Origin of the sequence: Streptomyces lunalinharesii (genome assembly GCF_039532155.1) — a bacterium.
Lineage (GTDB): Bacteria > Actinomycetota > Actinomycetes > Streptomycetales > Streptomycetaceae > Streptomyces > Streptomyces lunalinharesii.
The window spans coordinates 304,218-326,919 of sequence record NZ_BAAARK010000007.1 but is presented as its reverse complement, the minus strand read 5'-3'; the positions used below and the strand labels follow the sequence as shown (position 1 = coordinate 326,919).

17 protein-coding genes are annotated in these 22,702 nt (G+C 72.2%); 5 read left to right on the top strand and 12 right to left on the bottom strand.

Features of this window, described 5'->3' with window-relative positions; all coding sequences use genetic code 11:
* Positions 1–300 precede the first annotated feature (300 nt).
* From phoH2 to ABD385_RS14690, 3 genes are all read left to right on the top strand, one after another.
* On the top strand, positions 301–1,638 hold the full coding sequence (gene phoH2 / locus ABD385_RS14700; RefSeq protein ID WP_344575631.1) for an RNA 5'-3' helicase PhoH2: 1,338 nt from the start codon (positions 301–303) through the stop codon (positions 1,636–1,638).
* 409 nt (positions 1,639–2,047) lie between these two features.
* Positions 2,048–2,743, top strand: a complete 696-nt coding sequence (locus ABD385_RS14695; RefSeq protein ID WP_275463132.1) for an aggregation-promoting factor C-terminal-like domain-containing protein — start codon at positions 2,048–2,050, stop codon at positions 2,741–2,743.
* 136 nt (positions 2,744–2,879) lie between these two features.
* Entirely contained in the window at positions 2,880–4,523 is a 1,644-nt protein-coding gene (locus ABD385_RS14690) for an AI-2E family transporter (RefSeq protein ID WP_344575630.1), read from the top strand.
* A gap of 134 nt (positions 4,524–4,657) precedes the next feature.
* Here the strand turns inward: ABD385_RS14690 and ABD385_RS14685 are convergent, their stop codons facing one another.
* Positions 4,658–5,191 (bottom strand): alkyl hydroperoxide reductase, encoded by a 534-nt coding sequence (locus ABD385_RS14685; protein ID WP_344575629.1) that lies wholly within the window; start codon positions 5,189–5,191, stop codon positions 4,658–4,660.
* 5 nt (positions 5,192–5,196) lie between these two features.
* Positions 5,197–5,751 (bottom strand): peroxiredoxin, encoded by a 555-nt coding sequence (locus tag ABD385_RS14680; RefSeq protein ID WP_344575628.1) that lies wholly within the window; start codon positions 5,749–5,751, stop codon positions 5,197–5,199.
* Positions 5,752–5,892: 141 nt separating this feature from the next.
* Between ABD385_RS14680 and ABD385_RS14675 the strand changes: the two genes are divergently transcribed.
* Entirely contained in the window at positions 5,893–6,852 is a 960-nt protein-coding gene (locus tag ABD385_RS14675; protein WP_344575627.1) for a hydrogen peroxide-inducible genes activator, read from the top strand.
* A 6-nt stretch (positions 6,853–6,858) separates the two neighbouring features.
* On the opposite strand, the gene ABD385_RS14670 is transcribed toward ABD385_RS14675, so the two are convergent.
* The 8 genes from ABD385_RS14670 to ABD385_RS14635 form a co-directional block, all read right to left on the bottom strand.
* Complete coding sequence (locus tag ABD385_RS14670) at positions 6,859–7,458, bottom strand: Uma2 family endonuclease (protein ID WP_344575626.1); 600 nt, start codon at positions 7,456–7,458, stop codon at positions 6,859–6,861.
* 95 nt (positions 7,459–7,553) lie between these two features.
* On the bottom strand, positions 7,554–9,974 hold the full coding sequence (locus ABD385_RS14665; protein ID WP_344575625.1) for an ABC transporter permease: 2,421 nt from the start codon (positions 9,972–9,974) through the stop codon (positions 7,554–7,556).
* Entirely contained in the window at positions 9,971–10,657 is a 687-nt protein-coding gene (locus tag ABD385_RS14660; RefSeq protein ID WP_344575624.1) for an ABC transporter ATP-binding protein, read from the bottom strand. The genes ABD385_RS14665 and ABD385_RS14660 overlap by 4 nt, the downstream gene beginning before the upstream one ends.
* Positions 10,654–11,178: a PadR family transcriptional regulator gene (locus tag ABD385_RS14655; RefSeq protein ID WP_344575623.1), complete on the bottom strand. Its 525-nt coding sequence runs from the start codon at positions 11,176–11,178 to the stop codon at positions 10,654–10,656. The genes ABD385_RS14660 and ABD385_RS14655 overlap by 4 nt, the downstream gene beginning before the upstream one ends.
* A 144-nt stretch (positions 11,179–11,322) precedes the next feature.
* Positions 11,323–13,701: an FtsX-like permease family protein gene (locus tag ABD385_RS14650; RefSeq protein WP_344575622.1), complete on the bottom strand. Its 2,379-nt coding sequence runs from the start codon at positions 13,699–13,701 to the stop codon at positions 11,323–11,325.
* Complete coding sequence (locus tag ABD385_RS14645; protein ID WP_344575621.1) at positions 13,698–14,384, bottom strand: ABC transporter ATP-binding protein; 687 nt, start codon at positions 14,382–14,384, stop codon at positions 13,698–13,700. The genes ABD385_RS14650 and ABD385_RS14645 overlap by 4 nt, the downstream gene beginning before the upstream one ends.
* 144 nt (positions 14,385–14,528) lie before the next feature.
* A complete protein-coding gene (locus ABD385_RS14640) occupies positions 14,529–14,861 on the bottom strand; it encodes a type II toxin-antitoxin system antitoxin (protein ID WP_344575620.1) in 333 nt (110 codons plus the stop codon).
* Positions 14,858–15,805: an SPFH domain-containing protein gene (locus ABD385_RS14635; RefSeq protein WP_344575619.1), complete on the bottom strand. Its 948-nt coding sequence runs from the start codon at positions 15,803–15,805 to the stop codon at positions 14,858–14,860. The genes ABD385_RS14640 and ABD385_RS14635 overlap by 4 nt, the downstream gene beginning before the upstream one ends.
* A gap of 272 nt (positions 15,806–16,077) precedes the next feature.
* On the opposite strand from ABD385_RS14635, the gene ABD385_RS14630 reads away from it, so the two are divergent.
* Entirely contained in the window at positions 16,078–18,390 is a 2,313-nt protein-coding gene (locus tag ABD385_RS14630) for a transglycosylase domain-containing protein (RefSeq protein ID WP_344575618.1), read from the top strand.
* 76 nt (positions 18,391–18,466) lie between these two features.
* On the opposite strand, the gene ABD385_RS14625 is transcribed toward ABD385_RS14630, so the two are convergent.
* Together ABD385_RS14625 and ABD385_RS14620 are read right to left on the bottom strand one after the other, a co-directional pair.
* Positions 18,467–19,930, bottom strand: coding sequence for a catalase (locus tag ABD385_RS14625; RefSeq protein WP_344575617.1), 1,464 nt, complete (start codon positions 19,928–19,930; stop codon positions 18,467–18,469).
* 232 nt (positions 19,931–20,162) lie between these two features.
* Entirely contained in the window at positions 20,163–22,661 is a 2,499-nt protein-coding gene (locus tag ABD385_RS14620) for a SpoIIE family protein phosphatase (protein WP_344575616.1), read from the bottom strand.
* Between the last annotated feature and the right edge of the window lie 41 nt (positions 22,662–22,702).

The following is a 22,702-nucleotide window of genomic DNA, read 5'->3' as shown; positions in this document are numbered from 1 at the left end:
GGGCACCTGTAACCAAAGGTTCATCGAGCGTGTGTCATATGCCGTGGCATGGGCGCGGGGGTTGAAGGGAATATCCCTGGCAGGTCGGTGCCCGGAACAAACAAGCCAGTGGGCACCGGATCTCAGTGGACGGCATGGGGCCGTCCGCCCGGGAGGCCCTTTGCGCATCACGGACGCTCGTGCCTGGAGCACGGACGACGCGGAGGGCCGGCGTTCGGCCCGCGCAGCGCGGCCAGAACCCGGCCCTGTCCCCGGCGACGTCGTCGCACCCCGACCTCATCCGAGGGGGTTCGTCCACCCGTGGTGAACAGCAAGAAGCGCCGTGAGAGCGACCGGCGCACCTATGTCCTCGACACCAGCGTCCTGCTGGCGGATCCGGCCGCCATGTCCCGCTTCGACGAACACGAAGTGGTGCTGCCGGTCGTCGTGGTCACGGAGTTGGAGGCCAAGCGGCACCATCCCGAACTCGGGTACTTCGCGCGGCAGGCGCTGCGCAGGCTGGACGAGTACCGGGTGCAGTACGGGCGGCTGGACGCGCCCATCCCCATCGGGGAACTCGGCGGGACGCTCCGGGTCGAGCTCAACCACTCCGACCCCGGACTGCTACCCGCCGCCTTCCTCAACGGCCACAGCCGACCGGGCGACAACGACTCGCGGATCCTCGCGGTCGCCCGCAACCTCCAGGCCGAGGGGTTCGACGTCACCGTCGTCTCCAAGGACCTGCCGATGCGCATCAAGGCGTCCGCGGTGGGGCTGCTGGCCGAGGAGTACCGCGCCGAGCTGGCGATCACCGACTCCGGCTGGACCGGGATGGCCGAACTCGCCCTCTCCGCCGAGCAGGTGGACGACCTGTTCGCCACCGAGACCGCCCACGTCCCGGGCGCGGAGGAGTTCCCGGTGCACACCGGGCTCGTCCTGCAGTCCGAGCGCGGCAAGGCCCTCGGCCGGGTCACCCCGGAGGGGGCGGTCCGGCTGGTGCGCGGGGACCGGGAGGCGTTCGGCATCCACGGCCGCAGCGCCGAGCAGCGGATCGCGCTGGACCTCCTGCTCGACCCGGAGGTCGGCATCATGTCGATGGGCGGTCGGGCCGGCACCGGCAAGTCGGCGCTGGCCCTGTGCGCCGGGCTGGAGGCGGTGCTGGAACGCCGTCAGCACAGCAAGGTGATGGTGTTCCGGCCGCTGTACGCGGTCGGCGGACAGGAACTGGGGTACCTGCCGGGCACCGAGGCGGAGAAGATGAGCCCCTGGGCCCAGGCCGTCTTCGACACGCTGTCCGCGGTGACCACCAAGGACGTCATCGAAGAGGTGGTCGCCCGCGGGATGCTGGAGGTGCTGCCGCTGACCCACATCCGGGGCCGGTCGCTGCACGACGCGTTCGTGATCGTGGACGAGGCCCAGTCACTGGAGCGGAACGTCCTGTTGACCGTGCTGTCCCGGATCGGCGCCAATTCCCGGGTCGTGCTGACGCACGATGTCGCCCAGCGCGACAACCTCCGGGTCGGGCGGTACGACGGAGTGGCCGCCGTCGTCGAGAAGCTGAAGGGGCATCCGCTCTTCGCGCACGTGACCCTGAACCGTTCGGAGCGGTCGCCGATCGCCGCACTGGTGACCGAAATGCTGGAGGACGACAGGATCTGACCGGTTGTGGAACGGAACGCCGCCCGGAAGAGCGCAGGAGCTTAGCCGGGCGGCGTTCGCGTGCGCTCGAATATCCGGAAATTCCGGGGGGTAAACGAGGTGTGAGCTTTCACACCCGGTAGGGAATTGCTTCCCGGTAGCCCGTTCGGGCAAAGTCTGGGTCCTGTCAGGCCCCGCATACGGCCCAGACGCACCCTCCAGGGTGTATGGACGACCCGAACTTCATAGCGAGTTGCCGTATGCCGCCCGAGCACCACGCGGACCCCCGAGGGGGACGCACCGGGCCCGTGCCTCCCGTGACCAGCCGGTGCCCACCGCTCAACGGGTGCCGGAACAAGGGGAGGCCAGCGCCAGGGGCACGATTGCGTCCGCGAGGTCACCTAAGCGGGCGATGCTGGAAGGAAAACGTGTGAGCCGGATCTCGGTCCGGGGATTCGCAGTGGCCTCCGCCACCGCGGTCACCACCGTCGGCGCCGTCGTCGGCGTCGCATCGGGCAGCCAGGCATCGGTGGGCAACACCGAGGCCACGGCGGCCGACGCGACCATTGCTGACATCCCCGCGGGCCAGCAGGCCCAGGTGCAGACTGCGTCGTTGACGCAGCAGGCAGACACCGCCTCCACCCAGGCGGACACGGCAGCGCTGAAGTCCGCACAGGAGTCGGCCCGTAAGGCAGCCGCCGAGACCGCGCAGAGCAAGAAGGACGCGGCCGACAAGGCGAAGGCCGACAAGGCGGCCAAGGAGCGCGAGAAGGCACTGGCCGCCTCCCGCTCGGCCGTCCGGGATGCCAGCGACTTCGTTTCCAAGGCCTCGTACAGCATCGCCGAGACGCAGTCGATGGCGCGCCAGATGATCGCGTCCGACCAGTTCCAGTGCTTCAGCAACATCGTGGACCACGAGTCCGGCTGGAACTACCACGCCACCAACGCTTCTTCCGGCGCCTACGGCCTGGTCCAGGCGCTGCCCGGCTCCAAGATGTCCTCCGCGGGGTCCGACTGGCAGACCAACCCGGCCACCCAGATCAAGTGGGGCCTGAACTACATGAACAGCCGGTACGGCAGCCCCTGCGGTGCCTGGTCGTTCTGGCAGGCGAACAGCTGGTACTAGGCCGCTGCACGGCCCGAACCGGCCGTGTCACCGTGCTCCGAAACCCCCGAACGCGACGCGTTCGGGGGTTTCGCGCGTCCGGCCCGGGTAACGTCGGGGCGTCAGATGGCCGCAAGGGCGGGGAAGAGGAAGCGACATGTCCAGATTGCCTCAGTGGGTCGGTGGCCTAGGCGCCGGCCTGACCCGGCTCTCGCAGCGGCTGGAGGACCAGCGCCGCCGTGCGGAGGCGGAGCTGGAGGCCCCCTCTGACCGGAGCCCGGCGGCACCCTCCGACGCGTCCGACGCGTCCGAGGACGGGCGGGCGCCGGGGCGCGCCGGACGCGTCGGCTCGGGCGTGCGGATCCCGGCGAACGGGGCGCCCGCGGAGGGCGTGCCGGCCGGCCGCACCGCGACGGTCGCCTGGGGGCCGGACGCGATGACGGCGGCGGACGCGATGACCGCGGTGGACGCGGCGGCGGCCGACACCGCCGGCGACACCGTGGATGCCGCCAACGGAGCGCCGCGGCACCGGCCGGAGGTGCCGGCCGAGCCCGTGGCCGCAGCGCAGGAGACGGCACCGGTCCCCGCCGCCGCCCGGGCGCCCGAATCGGTGCCCGCGCCGCCGACCTACGCGCCGGCCGTCGCCGCCCGTCCCGATCCGGTGGCCGCGGTGCCCTGGGGCGTCCGGGTCGCGGCCGAGGCCAGTTGGCGACTGCTGGTGCTGGCCGGGACGTTGTGGGTGCTGGCGAAGGCGATCACCACCGTCTCGCTGGTGGTGCTGGCCTTCGTCGCGGCGCTGTTGATCACGGCGCTGCTCCAGCCCACCGTGGCCTGGTTGCGACAGCGCAAGGTGCCGCGCGGGCCGGCGACCGCGCTGACCTTCATCGGCGGCTTCGTGGTGATGGGGCTGGTCGGCTGGTTCGTCGTGTGGCAGGTCCAGGACAACATCGACTCGGTGTCCAGCCGCATCCAGGAGGGCATCACCGAGCTGAAGGGCTGGCTGCTCAAGAGCCCGTTCCACGTGACCGAGAGCCAGATCAACCACATCGCCAAGAACCTCCAGGACGCGATCGGCGCCAACACCGAGGCGATCACCTCGGCCGGCTTGGAGGGCGTCACGGTCATCCTGGAGGTGTTCACCGGCATCCTGCTGGCGATGTTCACCACGCTGTTCCTGCTCTACGACGGCCGGCGGATCTGGGAGTGGACGCTCAAGCTCGTGCCGGGCGCGGCCCGCGAGGGGGTGGCGGGCGCCGGCCCGCGCGCCTGGCGGACGCTGACCGCCTACATCCGCGGGACGGTCCTGGTCGCGCTGATCGACGCCATCTTCATCGGCATCGGGCTCTACTTCCTCGACGTGCCGCTGGCCGTCCCGCTCGCCGTCTTCATCTTCCTGTTCGCCTTCATCCCGCTGATCGGCGCGGTGGTCTCGGGCGCGCTGGCGTGCGTGGTCGCGCTGGTCACCCAGGGCGTCTTCACGGCGCTGTTGGTGCTGGCCGTGGTGCTGGCGGTGAACCAGATCGAGAGCCACGTGCTCCAGCCGTTCATCCTGGGCCGGGCGGTCCGGGTGCACCCGTTGGCGGTGATCCTCTCGGTCGCCGCGGGCAGCCTGATCGCCGGCATCGGCGGTGCGGTGGTGGCGGTTCCGCTGGTGGCCGTCACCAACACCGTCGTCGGCTACCTCCGGTCGTACTCGCGGGAGCAGGCGCTGCGGATGACGGTGCCGCCGCGCGGTGCGACCGCGATCGCGGTCGCCCCGACCCGGCCGCCGCGGCACCGCGAGACCCCGACCAAGGAGTGACGACCGGCGGCACCGGCAGGCGCGCGGGCGCCGCCGGTGCCGCCCGGCGAACGCACGGAACCCCCGCGGACCTCGGGTCCGCGGGGGTTCCTTCGTGCGTGGTGCGGGGGCAACGCCGCCCGCCGCGCCCGGCCTTACTCGGCGAGGGCGGCCTCGGCGTCGAGGGTGGCGCCGACGGCCTCCAGGACGGCCGCGATCTTGACGGCCTCCTGGATCGTCTCGCGCTCGACGCCGGCCTTGCGCAGGACCTGCTCGTGCGAGTCCAGGCACATGCCGCAGCCGTTGATGGCGGAGACGGCGAGCGACCACAGCTCGAAGTCGACCTTGTCCACGCCCGGGTTGCCGATGACGTTCATCCGCAGACCGGCGCGCAGGTTGCCGTACTCCGGGTCGGAGAGCAGGTGGCGCGTCCGGTAGAAGACGTTGTTCATCCCCATGATGGCGGCGGCCGACTTGGCGGCGGTGTACGCCTCGGCGGAGAGGTTGGCCTTCGCCTCCGGCTCCAGCTCGCGCAGCACCTTGGGCGAGCGCGAGGCGATCGCGCAGGCCAGGACGGTGCCCCACAGCTGCTGCTGCGGCAGGTCGCTGTTGCCGATCACCGAACCGAGGTTCAGCTTCAGGTCCTTGGCGTAGTCCGGAACCGCGGACTTGAGGTCATCGAGAGCCATGGGTGTCACTCACCAGCCAGCAGGGCGACCGGGTCCAGGGTGTTCTCGCCCTTGCTCCAGTTGCAGGGGCACAGCTCGTCGGTCTGCAGGGCGTCCAGGACCCGCAGGACCTCCTTGGGGTTACGGCCGACGGAGCCGGCGGTCACCATGGTGAACTGGATCTCGTTGTTCTGGTCGACGATGAAGACGGCGCGCTGCGCGAAGCCGTCCTCGCCCTCGATGCCCAGGTCGCGCATGAGCTCGTGCTTGGAGTCCGCGAGCATCGGGAAGGGCAGGTCGGTCAGGTCCGGGTGGTCCTTGCGCCAGGCGTGGTGCACGAACTCGGAGTCGCCGGAGAAGCCGAGGATCTGGGCGTCGCGGTCGGCGAACTCCTCGTTCAGCTTGCCGAACGCGGCGATCTCGGTCGGGCACACGAAGGTGAAGTCCTTGGGCCAGGCGAAGACGATCTTCCACTTGCCTTCGTAGGTCTTGTGGTTGATCTGCTCGAACTCCGCGCCCTTCTCCAGCGAGACGCAGGCGGTCAGGTCGAACTCGGGGAACTTGTCACCGACAGTGAGCACGCGCTCTCCTTGTTGCAAGAAAGTCCCCTATGGGGGTCTTTCTGGTCTTTCCTTGAGGCTTGGACGCTTCACACAGTGCCACAGGAGCCATTGATCAGGGAAATAGCTAGACTTGTGGATGTTGATCGGAGGTGGTTATCAGTGGCATCCCCCACGAACCCCGGCGGACGGACCCGCCAACCCAGCCTGGCCCAGCTGCGGGCGTTCGCCGCGGTCGCCGAGCACCTGCACTTCCGCGAGGCGGCGGCCGAGATCGGCATGAGCCAGCCCGCGCTCTCCGGCGCCGTCTCCGCCCTGGAGGAGGCCCTCGGCGTGCAGCTCCTGGAGCGTACGACGCGCAAGGTGCTGCTCTCGCCGGCGGGGGAGCGGGTGGCGGCCCGCGCCCGGGCGGTGCTGGACGCCGTCGGCGCGCTGATGGAGGAGGCGGAGGCGGCCCGCGCGCCCTTCACCGGCGTGCTGCGCCTCGGCGTCATCCCGACCGTCGCCCCGTACCTGCTGCCCGCCGTGCTCCGCCTGGTCCACGACACCTACCCGGACCTCGACCTCCAGGTGCACGAGGAGCAGACCGCCTCGCTGCTGGACGGCCTGGCGCACGGCCGGCTGGACCTGCTGCTGCTCGCGGTGCCGCTCGGCGTCCCGCAGGTCACCGAAATCCCGCTGTTCGACGAGGACTTCGTGCTGGTCGCCCCCAAGGAGCACTGGCTCGGCGGCCGCGGCGACATCCCCCGCGCGGCGCTGAAGGAACTCGACCTGCTGCTCCTGGACGAGGGCCACTGCCTGCGCGACCAGGCCCTGGACATCTGCCGCGAGGCGGGTCGGGACGAGAGCACCCCGGTCACGACGAGCGCGGCCGGCCTGTCCACGCTGGTCCAACTGGTCGCCGGCGGCCTCGGCGTCACGCTCCTGCCGCGCACCGCACTGCGTGTCGAGACGGCCCGCAACGACCTGTTGACCACGGGCTACTTCGCCGATCCGGCCCCCTCCCGGCGGATCGCGTTGGCGATGCGGGCCGGCTCGGGCCGTCAGCCCGAGTTCGAGGAGTTCGCCGCGGCGCTGCGCAGGGCGCTGCGGGGGCTGCCGGTGCGGATCGCGCGGGGGTGAGGGGCGTCAGGGGCGGGCGGCTTCGAGGATCGCGCCGACGTCGAGGGTGACCTCGGCGCCGATCGAGTCGGGCAGCGTGACGTGCTGCCCCGCGGCGTGGAGTTCGTGGTGGTTGTACTCGTTGGCGAACGGGTCCGTCAGGACGTGGATGCGCTCCGCGCGGCGGTCGACGATGACGTAGACGGGAACCTTGGCGACGGCGTAGGCGGCGACCTTCGTCCGGAGGTCGGTGGCGTAGTTGGAGGACGTCACCTCCACCACCAAGCGGAAGATCGCGGGGTCGTAGCAGTTGGCCTCGATGAGGTGATCGCGGTAGTCGGCGTCCACCACGGCGAGGTCCGGAACGGCGTAGTCCTCGGGTCCGTCGGGGAGCCAGAGGCCGATGGCCTGGGCCACTCGTGTCCCCCCTTGGTGCGCCGGCGCGAACGCGAAGGTGAGGTTGGTCAGCGACTCGGCGTGCGAGCCGTCGGCGGGCGGTGTCACGGTGAGGTTTCCCCCGAGGATCTCGACGCGGTGCCCGGGCAGCAAGTGAGTGAGCTTCTCGGCTTCCTCGAGCAGGCTCGGCAGCTTGCCCACATGAGGTCGTTCGACTGCTGCTGCAGACATGTGGTGCCTCCTGATGGCTGGTGTCGAGGTCATCATCGTAGGCAGCGTCGCCCGCAGGCGTCTCGTGCGACAAGCGTTCACTCGTTCGGTGACGCCTACTCCGTGCGCAGCCCCTCCGGGCGCATCATGCGCCACAGCGGCGGCAGGCTCAGCGCGGTGACGAAGAGGATCACGCCGCCGCCGATGCCGATCATGCCGGCGACCACCGGCCAGTCGACCGTCACGCCGCTGCCGATGACCGAGAGCAGCAGTGCGCCGAGGGACAGCCCGCAGGCCAGCGCCAGGCCCAGGCCGAGCGCGACCGGCAGGGCGGTCTGCCACAGCACGGACCAGCCGAGGGTGGCGCGGCGGACGCCGTACGCGTCGAGGGTGGACAGCAGGCGGCGGCGTTCGTGGAGCTGCTCGATGGTGGAGATGATCAGGCCCGTGCCGATCAGCAGCAGGGTGATCGCCGCGCCGAGGAAGAGCGCCGTGCGGACGCCGTCGTACTGCCGGTCGTGCGGATTGTCGAGGGAGGAGCCCTCGGACATCGTCGGGTCGATCCGGGCCACGGTGTTGCGGATGTGCTCGACGGCGTCGGGGACGTCGCGGTCGAAGCGGACGAGGGCCTCCATGGTGGGCCGGGAGAGCCGGGACGCGTCGAGGACCGAGGGGGTCAGCAGCAGGTCGTAGTAGAGGCGGTGGCCGTCCTGGAGCGGGGCGAGGCGGGCGGTGCGGGTGGACGGCGGGACCGTCCAGGGCCGGGGGGTCGGGCTGGGCTCGTCGTAGCTGTCCGGCGGGTTGAGGTTGAGGGTGGCGCCGGGGGTGACGCCCCGCTCCCCGCCGGAGGTTTGGCGGGCGTCGGTGACGAAGGCGTCGCCGTCCCGGCAGGACGGCAGCCGGGCCACCTTGCGCAGCTCGGCGCAGGTGCCGACGCCGACGATGCCGGGGAGGTCGCGGCTGGTGTCGCGGCCCGGGGCGGGCATCCGGCCGGTGTTGGAGTCGAGGAGGCCGCGCACGGAGGTGACCCCGGGGGTGGCGCGCAGCGCGGTCAGCACGCGTTCGGTCTGCTGCCAGCTCGACCCGTTGCCCCAGACGCTGATCTGCGGCAGCCGCCCGGACTTGGCGTACGCGGCGGCGAACCCGGCCTGCGAGGCGGTCATCAGCATGTGGATGGCGATGGCGCCGGCCAGCGCGACGGTGATGCCGCTGACCGCGCGGGTCGCCGAGCCGCTGCTCAACTGGAGCCGGCGGATCGCCAACTGCCAGGGGACCGGGCCGCCGCGCAGCCGGCCGACGACCCGTTCGACCAGCCACGGCAGCAGCGTCGTGACGCCGAACAGCAGCAGCGTCGAACCGAGCGCGAGCCGGCCGGTGGCGAGCGGATCGTCGATCGGGCCCGGCCGCACCGCCATCGGCACCAGCAGGCCCGCGCCGACGAGCGGCAGCGCGACGCGCCACCACAGCCGGCGGCGGACCGACGGGCGGTTGCGGACGATGCCGAGCGGTTCGACGGTGATGCCGCGCTGGGCGACCAGCGTGACCAGCACCGCCGCGGTCGGCACGAGCACCGTGATCAGGAGCGCGGCGAGCGGAGCGGGGGTCACGTCCGCGGGGAAGACGTTGATGTCCCACAGCGTGATGGACGGGGCCAGCTGGCGGCCGAGCAGGAACAGCACCGCGCCGCCCAACAGCCCGAGGAGCGATCCGAACAGCGCCTCGCCGGAGGCGATCCGCCGGGTGGTGCGGACGTCCGCGCCGACCAGTCGGAGGGCGGCCAGGCGCAGTTCCCGGCGTTCGTTGCCGAAGCGGACGGAGGTGCCGATGAAGACCATCACCGGGGTCATCAGGGCCACGCACGTCATGACCACCAGGACCAGGCCGGGTGTGCTCAGCGGCTGTGGGTCCCAGTTCTTGCCGAAGTGGTCGATGCGGTAGCTGTTGCGTTCGCCGAGGCTGTCGTCGTGCGCGAGGTAGGTGAGTTCGCGGGGGCCGGCCAGGCCCGGGTCGCCGATCACGCCGACGATCCGGTAGGCGCTCAGCCGCTCGCGCAGCAGTGCGTTGTCGGGGACGGCCAGCAGGTCCTTCAGGGCCGGCGAGACCACCATCTCGCCCGGGCCGGGCAGCTGCGCGACGCCGGGCGGCGCCGGCGGGTGCGTGCCGTCCGGGTCCACCAGCCGGCCGCGGATGGCGGTGCCGCGGAAGGTGGTGTCCACCGAGGAGTACAGGAGGGTGCCATCGCCGCGCGGCGGCGGGTGCGCCTGGCCGAGGTTCTCGCGGGCCTTCTCTCGGCCGTGCCAGGCGTTCATCAGGGTCGGTGCGGAGGCGCACAGCAGCAGGATCGCCACGCCGAGGGCGACCCCGGCGGCCGTCAGGGCGGTGCGGATCCAGCCCTCGCGGCCACCGCTGGCGGCGAACCGCATGCCCATGGCGAGGTCGCGGGTCCAGACGAGCGGGCCGGTCCGGCGCGGCACGGACGGCAGGGCGGGTGGGGCCGTGTCCCGCTCGCCCTCGGGTTGCGAGCGGAGCAGGGTCATATCCGGCCCGCCATGTCCTTCACCCGGCCGTCCCGGACGACGATCTCCCGGTCGGAGTAGGCGGCGACCCGGGCCTCGTGGGTGACCAGGACCACCGCGGCGTTGGTGTCGCGGGCGGCGTTGGTCAGCAGCGTCAGCACCCGTTCGCCGTTGAGGGAGTCCAGGGCGCCGGTGGGTTCGTCGGCGAAGACCACCCGGGGCGTGGTGGCCAGTGCGCGGGCGACCGCGACCCGCTGGCCCTGGCCGCCGGAGATCTCACCGGGGCGCTGCTTGGCCACGCCCTCGACCTCCAGTTGCGCCAGCCAGTCGTGGGCGCGGCGTTCGGCTTCCTTGCGCTTGGTGCCGTTCAGGCGCAGCGGCAGGGCGACGTTCTCCAGGCAGGTCAACTCCGGTACGAGTTGGCCGAATTGGAAGACGAAGCCGAAGTCGGTCCGGCGCAGCGCACTGCGCTGGGCGTCGCTGAGGTCGGTCAGGGCGTGCGGGCCGTAGCGGACCGTGCCGGAGTCGGGCCGGACGATGCCGGCGAGGCAGTGCAGCAGCGTGGACTTGCCGGACCCGGAGGGGCCCATGACGGCGACCACCTCGCCGGGGTGGATGGAGAAGTCCGCGCCGTCCAGGGCGGGCGTCGGCCCGTACGCCTTGCACAGGGCCTCCGCGGCGAGCAGGGATCCCTCGGGGGTCATCCGCCGACCGCCTCCGCGAGTTTGTCCAGGCGGGCGGCGGTCAGCTCCAGCCAGCGCAGGTCGGCTTCCAGGTGGAACAGGGCGTGGTCGCAGATCAACTGGTCGGCGAGGTCGCCGGTGCGCTTGCGCTCGGTCAGGCCGCGCATCAGCCGCAGGTGCTCGGCGCGCTGGGTGTCGAGGAGTTCGGCGGCGTCCCGGTCGGTCAGCAGGGCCAGCACGACCTTGGTGTAGAGCGTGGACTGGAGGTACGGCTCGGGCTTCTCCGGCCGGGCCAGCCAGTGGCCGACGTCGGTGATCCCGGCGTCGGTGATGGCGTACCGCTTGCGCTCCGGGCCCGCCCCGGCCTCCACGCCGTCGACCTCGACCAGGCCGTTCTTCAGCAGCCTGGACATCGTGGAGTAGACCTGCCCGTAATGCAGCGGGCGGTCCTGGCCGAAGTGTTCGTCGAAGGCCCGCTTGAGGTCGTAGCCATGGCGGGGGCCGGACTCCAGGAGGCCCAGCAGCGTATGACCGATTGACATGCGGACCACCTTACTCGGGGGTGTATTGCCGGTGTATACGCGTGTTGTATAGGTGCGCGGAACCGGTGGGGGAACGTGCCGGTCGAGGCCGGTGCCGGGCGGTGGCCGCGGGCTTCGCCGGCCACCGCCCGGCACCGGCCGCGCTCACTCCGTGCGCAGTCCGTCCGGGCGCATCATCCGCCACAGCGGCGGCAGGCTGAGCAGCGTCACCACCAGGACCAGGCCGCTCCCGGCGGCGACCAGCGGCCAGACGACCGACCAGTCGACGGTGCTCTTCCCGGCCATCCGCAGCAGGGCCAGGCCCAGTCCGGCGCCGCCGGCCACCGACAGGACCAGCCCCAGCGCGACGGGTACGGCGGTCTGCCACAGCACCGACCAGGCCAGCGTGGCCCGCCGGGTGCCGAAGGCGAGCAGGACGGAGAGCAGCCGGCGGCGCTCGCGCAGCTGCTCCACCATCGTCACCAGCATGCTGGCGGCGATCAGCGCCAGGGTGGCGGTGGAGGCGACCAGCAGCCCGGTCCGCACGCTGGCGTACTGGGCGTCGCGCGCCATGTTCTGCAGGGTGTGCACCGAGGTGAGCGGGTCGATGCGGGCCGCGGTGTTCCGGGCGTGCTCCAGGGCGTCGGGGACCCGCGGGTCGATCTTGATCATGGCGCGGGCCTGCGGGTCGTCCAGCAGCGCGGTGTCCAGCGCGCCCGGAGTGGCGAAGATGCCGAACGACGACATGCCCATGGGGTCGGGGCGCGACTCGATGGTGCGGGCGTCCTTCGGGACGGTCCACAGTCGCGGGCGGTGCGGCGTCTGCTTCTCGGCGCGGTCGGGCCAGGCGAAGTCCACCGCGGCGCCGGGGCGCGCGGTCTCGCTGATGTAGGAGTCGTCGACCTGGCCGGTGTGGTCCCGGACGACGAAGACGTCGCCGTCCTTGCAGGGACCGGTGTGCGCCAGCTCGCCCAGCGTGGCGCAGTCGCCGACGGTGACCGACGTGGACGGGATGAACGGTTCGCCCTTGCGGAGCGGGCCGGGGCGGTTCGCGTTGGTCTCGATGGCGGCGATGACGCCGCTGACGCCCGGGGTCCGTTGGTACTCGCGGGTCATCTTCCGGATGGTCGTGACGTCGTGCGTCGGCAGCGTCACCTGAAGCTGCGCCCGCTGGGAGTCCTGCCCGGTGACCTTCATGAAGTCGCCCTGGATCGCGGAGAACAGCAGCTGGAGCGCGATCGCCCCGGCCACCGCGACGGTGATCCCACTGACCGCGCGGGCCGCGGCGCCCCCGCTGAGCTGGAGCCGCCGCACGGCCAGCTGCCAGGGCACCGGACCGCCGCCGAAGCGCCCCACCACCGCGTCCACGACCCACGGCAGCAGCAGCGTCACGCCGAGCAGGAACAGCGTCGCGCCGCCCGCGATGAGGAACGGGTTGACGACGCTGGTCGCGCCGCTGGCCCGGCCGTTGGCCAACAGCAGCGCCAGCCCGCCCAGCGGGAACGGCAGCCGCCACCACAGGCGACGGCGGCGGCCCGTGCCGCTGCGGACGACGCCCAGCGGTTCGATGGCGACCCCGCGCAGCGCCAGGAGCGTGACCGCGACGGCGGCGAGCGGCACGACGAGCACGATCAGCGCCGCCAGCAACGGGTTCGGGGTCAGGTCGGACGGGAAGGCGTTGGTGTCCCAGACGGTGATCCCGCCGACGAACTGCCGGCCGACCAGGAACAGCGCGCCGCCCACCAGCACCCCGCACGCCGCCCCGAACAGGGCCTCGCCGGCCGCCGTCCGCCGGGCCATCCGGGCATCGGCGCCGATCAGCCGCAGCGCGGCCAGCCGACGGTCCCGGCGCTCCCCGCCGAACCGGACGGCGGTCGCGATGAAGATCGCCACCGGCATCAGCAGCACCACGCACGCCACGATGACCAGCATCAGCAGCTGCGGGTCCAGCGGTTCGCTCTTCCGTTCGGCGCCGAACCCGGCGATCCGGAGCGCGCCGCTGTCCGTGCTCAACGTGGCGCTGCCCAGGTAGTACTTCAGCTCGGCGGGGCCGACCAGGCCGGCCGGCCCGATCGTGCCGGCGTCCCGGTACGGCAGCCGCTGGCGCAGCAGTGCGTTGCCCGGCTCGGCGAGGAGTTCCCGGAGCGCGGGGGAGAGCACCATCTCGCCCGGCTTCGGCAGCGCGGCCACCCCGGGCGGGGCGGGTGCCGCGGGGCCGTCCGGCCGCAGCATCCGCCCGGTGAGGGACTGGTCCCGGAACTGGGTCTGCAGGTCGGCGACGACCAGCGTCGACGCGCTCGGCGCCAGCGGCCGGTCGGTCTCCGTCGGGGTCGCGGCCAGTCGGCGCTCGGTGCGGTGCGCCTGGATCGCGGGGAGCGTCGACGCGGCGAGCAGCAGCAGCACGCCGAGGCCCACGCCCAGCGCGGTGAGCAGGGTGCGGATCCATCCCTCGCGTCCGCCGCCGGCGGCGAACCGGACCCCCATGCCGAGGTCCCGGGCCCAGCCGCGCGGACCGCCCCCGGAGGTCGTCGTCTCGGTGCTCATGCCGCGCCCACCGTCTCGCGGGCGATGCCGTCCCGCACCACGACCTCGCGGTCCGCGTACGCGGCGACCCGCACCTCGTGGGTGACCAGCACCACCGCCGCGCGGGTGTCCCGGGCGGCCTCGGTCAGCAGGCCCATCACGCGCTCGCCGTTGAGGGAGTCCAGGGCGCCGGTGGGTTCGTCGGCGAAGACCACCCGGGGCGTGGTGGCCAGTGCGCGGGCGACCGCGACCCGCTGGCCCTGGCCGCCGGAGACGTCGCCGGGCCGCTTGGCGGCGAGGTCGTCCACCTCCAGCCGGGTCAGCCAGTCGCGGGCGCGGCGTTCGGCTTCCTTGCGCTTGGTGCCGTTCAGGCGCAGCGGCAGGGCGACGTTCTCCAGGCAGGTCAACTCCGGTACGAGTTGGCCGAATTGGAAGACGAAGCCGAAGTCGCTGCGGCGCAGTGCACTGCACCGCGCGTCGCTGAGGTCGGTCAGGGCGTGCGGGCCGTAGCGGACCGTGCCGGAGTCGGGCCGGATGATCCCGGCGAGGCAGTGCAGCAGCGTGGACTTGCCGGACCCGGAGGGGCCCATGACGGCGACCACCTCGCCGGGGTGGATGGCGAAGTCCGCGCCGTCGAGCGCGGGCGTCGGCCCGTACGCCTTGTGCAGCGCACGGGCTTCGAGGAGGGAACCGGCCGGGGTCATGGAGGGGCCTTCGGGAGTGCGAACAGGGCATGGCGAGGGGTGCGCGCGGTAAAGGCAGCGCCGTCCCAGAGACATGGAAAGCACTCTACATGAGGTGTATACGCGAGATGTATAGACGGCGTATCTAGTGGTGCGCCGTCCCCTTCACCGGTCGTCCGCCGCCCCGTCGGCCCCGTCCTGCGGATCGCCCTGCGGACCGCCCCCGGCCTCCGGCGCCGGCTCGCGCCGCTTGGGCGGCCGGCCCCGACGCGGCGGTCCGCCCGCGCCGCGCGGCAGGCGCCCCGCCTCGGCCAGCGCCTTGCGGAGCAGGAACTCGATCTGCGCGTTGGTGCTGCGCAGCTCGTCGTTGGCCCAGCGGCTCAGGGCGTCGTGCAGGAGCGGGTCCAGCCGCAGCAGCACCTGCTTGCGCTGCTGCGGCCGGCGGCCCGCGGGCCGTTCGGGGTCCGCGCCGGCCCCTTGGGGAGCGTCGGCACTCACTGGTAGAGCGAGCCCGTGTTCAGCACCGGCTGGGCGGCCCGGTCGCCGCACAGCACCACCATCAGGTTGCTGACCATGGCCGCCTTGCGCTCCTCGTCCAGTTCGACGATGCCCTGTTCGTTGATGCGCTCCAGGGCCGACTCGACCATGCCCACCGCGCCCTCGACGATCTGCTGGCGGGCCGCGACGACCGCGCCGGCCTGCTGCCGCTGGAGCATCGCGGAGGCGATCTCCGGGGCGTAGGCGAGGTGGCTGAAGCGGGTCTCGATGATCTGCACGCCGGCGGCCTGCACCCGGGCGGTCAGCTCCACGGCGAGCTTCTCGGTGATCTCCTCGGCGTTGCCGCGCAGCGAGAGGCCGGCCTCGTCGTGGGCGTCGTAGGGGTACTCGATGGCGATGTGCCGGACGGCCGCCTCGGTCTGGGTGGCGACGAACTCCAGGAAGTCGTCGACCTCGAAGAGCGCCTGGGCGGTGTCCTCGACCTTCCAGACGACGATCGAGGCGAGTTCGATCGGGTTGCCGTAGGCGTCGTTGACCTTGAGGACCGAGGTCTCGTGGTTGCGGACCCGGGTGGAGATCTTGCGGGCCGAGGTGAGCGGGTTGACCCAGCGCAGGCCGTCGGTGCGGATGGTGCCGACGTACCGCCCGAAGAGCTGGATCACCCGGGCCTCGCCCGGCGCCACCATCTTCACGCCGGTCATGCAGAAGATCGAGCCCAGCAGCAACAGGATGCCGACGATCACCAGGGTGGCGGCGGCCGCGCCGTTCCCCTGGTCGCCCAGGACGCCGCCGACGATGATCGTGGCGATGCCGAGGACGACGCCCAGGACGGTCAGCAGCAGGGCCAGCCCGCCCGGGATGCTGTGCGCGGCCCGCTCGCGGACCTGTGGCGCCGGCATCTCCGGGGTGTCCGCGGAGGCGGCGGCGGGTGTCGTGTCGGTCATGGGGTCCCCGTTTCGTGGAGGGCGCGCGCCGCAGGGCGTGATGTGCGCCGCAGCGCGCGCTTTCGCTGGTCTAGCAAAGTGATATCACTTTAACGCGTTGGCCTGCTGCGGTCCAGAGCGGTGCGGGCCGGCGTTACAGGGGTTGCCCTCGTCCCCCGTGCTCTTTGTCACGTCGGGAAAAGCCTTGATCGATGAGTATTTGTTGTCAGATGCGGTGTTAGCTTCAACAGCTGAGTTATGCCGGGGGCGGAACGACTGGAGTTGCACGAGCGATGGGCCGAGCTGATGCGAGGCGAGCGCGGCAGGGCAGCGCCCGCCGGGCCGGGAAGAACACCAAGAAGTCCGGCATAGGCCGCTTCTTCACCTGGAAGAAGGTCCTCGGGGCCTTCCTCGGCGTCTGCCTGCTGGGGATCGTCGGCTTCATCGGGCTCTACCTCTACGTGGACGTCCCGAGCGGCAACAAGCAGGCCAAGCTGCAGAGCAACGTCTTCAAGTACGCGGACGGCTCGGTCATGGCCCGGGTCGGCGAGGTCAACCGCGAGACGGTCCCGCTCAGCCGGATACCCAAGGACGTCCAGCACACCTTCGTCGCCGCCGAGAACAAGACGTTCTACGACGACTCCGGCGTCGACCTGAAGGGCACCCTCCGCGGCGTCGTCAACACCCTGAGCGGCAAGGGCAAGCAGGGCGGCTCGACGATCACCCAGCAGTACGTCAAGAACTACTACCTGAGCCAGGAGCAGACGGTCTCCCGCAAGCTCCAGGAGATCGTCATCTCCCTCAAGGTGGACCAGAAGTTCAGCAAGGACGAGATCCTCGCCGGCTACATCAACACCAGCTTCTACGGCCGCGGCGCCTACGGCATCCAGGCCGCCGCCCAGGCCTACTACGGCGTGGACTCCGACAAGCTCACCGTCGCCCAGGGCGCCTACCTCGCCTCGCTGCTGCAGGCGCCCAACCAGTACGACTGGGCCATCGCCAGCGACGCCGGCAAGAAGCTGGTCCAGGAGCGCTGGGCGTACACGCTCAACAACATGGTCGACATGAAGTGGCTCACGCCCCAGGAGCGCGCCCAGCAGAAGTTCCCGGTGCCCAAGCCGCCGAAGCCGCTGCCGGGTCTGAGCGGCCAGGCCAGCTACATCATCGACGCGGCCAAGAAGGAACTCTTCGCGAACGGCGTCGACGAGAACGAATTCGAGGCCGGCGGCTGGACCGTCACCCTCGGCATCGAGAAGAACCGGCAGAAGGCGCTGGAGGCGTCGGTCAAGCGCAAGCTCACCGACGACCTCGAACCCGGCCAGCGCCCGGTCGACCGCGACGTCCAGCTCGGCGCCACCTCGGTGGACCCGAAGACCGGCTACGTGGTGGCGCTGTACGGCGGCGCCGGCTACCCGAAGCACTACACCAACAACGCCACCCGCTCCGACTACCAGCCGGCCTCCACCTTCAAGCCGCTGATCCTGGCGTCGGCCATGGAGAACCACGCGGTCACCAAGGGCGGCGTCCCGATCAACCCGAACACGATCTACGACGGCCGCAACCGCCGTCCGGTCGTCGGCGGCACCACGCCCTTCGCGCCGCCCAACGAGGACGAGCACAGCTACGGGAAGATCAGCGTCCAGACCGCGACCAACAACTCCGTGAACGCGGTGTTCGCGCAGATGGGCGCCGACGTCGGCCTGGACCAGGTCAAGAAGACCGCGGTCAGCCTCGGCATGGACGGCGCCAAGATGGACGTCCAGCCGGCCATGACCCTGGGCACCATGGGCGCCAGCCCGCTCCAGATGGCCGGGGCGTACGCCACCTTCGACAACCACGGCCAGAAGGTCACCCCGGCGCTGGTGAAGAAGGCCGTGCACACCCAGGACGGCAGCGACAAGGAAGTCGATTTCAAGAACCCGATCGGCGAGCAGGTGCTGTCCCGGACCACCGCCGACACCATCACCTCCGTGCTGACCGGCGTGGTCAACGACGGCACCGCCTCGGAAGCGGTGAAGAACACCAGCTACAAGGCGGCGGGCAAGACCGGCACCTCCGACGACAACAAGTCGGCCTGGTTCGTGGGCTACACCCCCAACCTCGTCACCGCGGTCGGCATGTTCGGCGAGTCGCCCAACGGCGGCACCCAGGTCACCCTCAAGGGCGCCGGTGGCGGCGGCCGCGTCAACGGCGGCGGCTACCCGGCGCGGGTCTGGGCCGACTACACCCAGACCGCGCTCGGCGACGGCAACGGCGGCGACTTCGACCTGGACACCGACATGGGCGCCGCGGCACCGCCGCCGCCCAGCCCGACGGCGACCCCGACCGTGCCGGCCAGCCCGACGCCGACCCCGACGCACTCCGCGACGACCTCGCCGACGCCGACCACGTCCCCGTCGGACACCACCTCCGGCCGGCCGTCCGGCAGGCCCACGCCGACCGGCGGCGGCTCCACCCCGCCCGACGGCGGCACCGGCGGCAACCCCGGCGGCAACACCGGAACCGGCGGCAACACCGGTACGGGTGGCACCGGCGACGGCGGCACCGGTGGCAACCCCGGCGGCAACACCAGCAACGGCAGCAACGGGCTACCGAACTTCGGCTGACCCACCGGCCCCCCGGCCAGCACTGCGGCCCGCAACCTCGACGAGGGGTTGCGGGCCGCTGCGCTTCCCGAGCGGATCAGGCGCCGTTGACCTTCTTCGCGATCCGGTCGCCGACGTGCTTGTCGATGTTGCGCCAGTACTGGATCGCGCGGTCCAGCACCGGCCGGCTCACCCCGTCGAGCAGGTGCCCGGCGACGTTGTCCACCAGCCGGTCGCGGGCCGCGTCGTCCAGCACCTCGCGGACCATCGTGCCCGGCTGCCCGAAGTCGTCGTCGTCCCGGCGCAGCGTGTACGCCTCGCGCACCATCGCCCCGCTGCTCTCCCAGCCCGCCGGCTCCCCGTACCGCACGGTGTCGGCGGCCGGGCCGCCGTAGGAGTTCGGCGCGTACGGCCGGGCCGCCCGCGACGGGTCGAACCGCATCGGGCCGTCCTTGGCGTACGAGTGCGCCGGCACGTGCGGCCGGTTGGGCGGCAGCTGCGCGTAGTTGGGGCCGATCCGGTACCGGTGGGTGTCCGGGTACGAGAACAGCCGGCCGAGCAGCATCTTGTCCGGGGACGGGCCGATGCCCGGCACCATGTTGGACGGCTCGAACGCGGCCTGCTCGATGTGGATGAAGTAGTCCTCCGGATTCCGGTTCAGCGTCATGCGGCCGACCTCGATCAACGGGTAGTCGCCGTGCGGCCACACCTTGGTCAGGTCGAACGGGTTGAAGCGGTAGTCCGGGGCGTCGTCGAACGGCATGACCTGCACGTAGAGCGTCCACGACGGGGCGTTGCCGCCCTCGATGGCGTCGAAGAGGTCCCGGCGGTGGTAGTCGGCGTCCTCGCCGGCCAGCCGGTCGGCGTCGGCCTGGGTGAGGAAGTCGATGCCCTGGTCGGTCTTGAAGTGGTACTTGATCCAGAACTTCTCGCCGCCCGCGTTGACCCACATGTAGGTGTGCGAGCCGTACCCGTTCATGTGCCGGTACGTCTTGGGGATGCCGCGGTCGCCCATCAGCCAGGTGACCTGGTGGGCCGACTCCGGCGAGAGCGTCCAGAAGTCCCACTGCATGTCGTGGTCGCGCAGCCCGCTGTCGGGACGGCGCTTCTGCGACCGGATGAAGTCCTGGAACTTGATCGTGTCCCGTACGAAGAAGACCGGGGTGTTGTTGCCCACCAGGTCGTAATTGCCCTGCTCGGTATAGAACTTGAGCGCGAAGCCGCGCGGGTCGCGCCAGGTGTCCGGGGAACCCTGCTCGCCGGCGACGGTCGAGAAGCGGGCCAGCATCTCGGTGGTCCTGCCGGGCTGGAAGAGGTCCGCCTTGGTGAACTGGCTGACGTCGTTGGTGACCGTGAAGGAGCCGTACGCGCCGCTCCCCTTGGCGTGCACCACCCGCTCGGGGACCCGCTCGCGGTTGAACTGGGCCATCTTCTCGATCAGGTAGTGGTCGTGGAGCAGGATCGGACCGTCCGGGCTCACGGTCAGCGAGTGCTCGTCGCTCTCCACCGGGATACCGGTGTTGGTCGTCGTGTGCGGGACGTTCTGCGCGGTGCTGGTCATTGGAGGAACGCCTCCCGTGGGATGACTGGCGGTGGGGTGGGTGGGGCCGCCAGTCCCTTCCGGGGGTAGCTGGTCCCTTCAGTCCCTTTTGTCCCACCCAAGCAGTCAACGCCCCCGACGGCATGTCGGCAAGGGGTCCCGGACGCCCGGACGGGTCCGGCCCCGCCCCGGACGCGAAGGGCCCCCGCCCGGAGCCGGACGGGGGCCTCGCCACAACGGACCGCGGGCGGCCTCAGCGACCGCGCGCCCCCGGCGGCATCGACAGCTCGAACCAGACGACCTTGCCCATGCTCAACCGGGTCGCACCCCACCGCCGAGCCATCCGGTTGACCAGGTACAGCCCCCGGCCGCCCTCGTCCGACGGCCGGGCGTGCCGCAGCCGCGGCAGCTGCGGCACGTCGTCCCCGACCTCGCAGCGCAGCACGTCGGTCCGCAGCAACCGCAACGTCACCGGCCGCTCGGCGTACCGCACCGCATTCGTCACCACCTCACTGACCAGCAACTCCAACTGGTCCGACAGCTCCTCCAAGCCCCAGCGGGCGAGCGCCCGACGGGCCAGCCGACGCGCCTGCCCCGCCGTCTGCGCCTTCGGATCGAGGTACCAGTACGCGACGTCGCTCGGCGCGATGCCGTCGAACCGGGCCGCCAGCAGCGCGATGTCGTCATCGCGGTCGCCCGGCCCGAGCATGTCCAGCACCTCGTCGCACAGCGGCTCCAGCGGCGGCGGATTGGGGCCCGTCAGCCGGGCCGTCTCGGCCAGCCGCTCGCGCAGCTGCTCGATGCCGGTCCACACGTCCCGGATCCGCGACTCCACCAGCCCGTCGGTGTACAGCACCAACGTGGCGCCCGCCGGCGCGTCCAGCTCCACCGCCTCGAAGTCCACCCCACCGACGCCGATCGGCGCCCCCGACGGCACCCGCAGCACCTCCGCGCGCCCACCGCGGTGCAGCATCACCGGCGGCGGATGCCCCGCATTGGCGACCGTGATCCGGTGCGCCACCGGGTCGTAGACCGCGTACAGGCAGGTCGCCATCCGGTCCGTACCGAGGCGCTGCGCCTGTTCGTCGAGGTGGTGCAGCACCTCCTGCGGCGGCAGGTCCAGCCCCGCGAGGGTCTGCGCGGTGGTCCGCAACTGCCCCATGATCGCGGCCGAGGTCATGGAGTGGCCCATCACGTCGCCGACGACCAACGCCACCCGGCTGCCCGGCAGCGGGATCGCGTCGTACCAGTCACCACCCACCCGGGCGGTCTCCGCGGCCGGCAGGTAACGACTGGCCAGCCGCACCCCCGTCGGCTGCGGCAACGAGTCCGGCAGCATGGTGCGCTGCAACGCGTCGGCGATGTACGCCTCGCGGCCGTACAGCACCGCCTTGTCCACGCCCAACGCGGTGTGCGTCGCCAACTGGGCGGCCACCAGCAGGTCGTCCGGCTCGAACGCCGGCCGGTCCGGGCGCCGCAGGAACACCGCCGCGCCGATCACCCGCCGGCGCCCGCGCAGCGGCGCCAGCACCACCCGGTGACCGCCCGGCAGCCGGGTGTCCGGCCCCAGCAGCTCGGGCAGCGCGGTCCGCGCCGCCTGGGCCTCGCCGAACAGCGGCCGCACCCCGCGCAACACCTCCGCCAGCGGCCCGCCCGGACGCACCTCGGACAGCTCCGCGGCGCTGCCGCCCATCGCCGGCCCCAGGTCGGGCTGCGCCGGCAGCACCGGCAGCCGCAGCCCGTTGGTGTCCGGCTCCTCCGGGATCCGGTCGGTGCGGCGCAGCCGCAGCACCACCGGGCCGGTCGGCCGCTCGTCGCCCACCGGCAACGGATCGCGCAGGTAGACCAGGATCGCGTCGGCGAAGGTCGGCACCGTCGCCCGGCACAGCCCCAGCACGATCTCGTCCAGGTCTATGCCGCGGGCGATCCGCCGGGTCGCCGCCCCGATGAACCGCAACCGGTCCCCGCTCGCCTGCCGGGCCGCCGCGATCTCCCGGCTCTCCGGGCCCTCGCCCGGATGCGCCGAGCGCGCGGGCGGCACCGTGGGCGGCCCCGCCGGCGGCGGCAGCTCCCCGTCGGCCGGACCGGACCGCCCGCCGCCCCGCACGCCCGGCGGCGCCCCCGGCGGCAGCCCGCCCCGGCCCGACTCACCCCCGTGCGCCCGGGACCCCGAGCCGCCCTCGCGCGGCCGTCCGATGCCCTCACCGCCGGGGCGCGGCTGTGCGTGCCCCGGCTCCTCGTCCGGCTCCGGCGCACCGGCGCGGTCTACCGCGCCCTGTGCCACCGGCCGGCCCGCACGGACCGCCGCGCGCTCCGCGCCCGACTCCCCGTCCGGCCGCCCCTCCGCGGGCATGGCCACCTCCCCGTACGGGTCGTACGAGCCCCCGTACGACCCGGTGTATGCACCGTAGGAACTGTCGCGGGACGCCCGGGCGGCACCGTACGCCCGCGCGCCGTCACCGGCCGGGCCGTGATCGGCGGCCGGCTCGGCGTCGCCCTGACCGGCCGGCGGCCCCGCCGCGGCCGTGGCGGCCAGCCCGCCGGCCGCGCCGCCGAAGCCGGTGTCGTCGTCCCCGCGCACCGCGAACCCGCTCCCCGGCGCCGGCTCGTGGCCGGCGTCGGAGGGTTGCTGGAGGGCGCTGCGCGGGTCGGGAACGCCGCCGAGCGGCGCCGTCCCCGCAGCAGGGGACGCCGAGGACGCGGCGGTCGGGGCCGACTGCCGCGTTTCGTGGGAGGTGGGATGCTCCGTCACGCGTGGGATTCCATCCGTCCGGGGCTGGCGCAGGCGCGCCG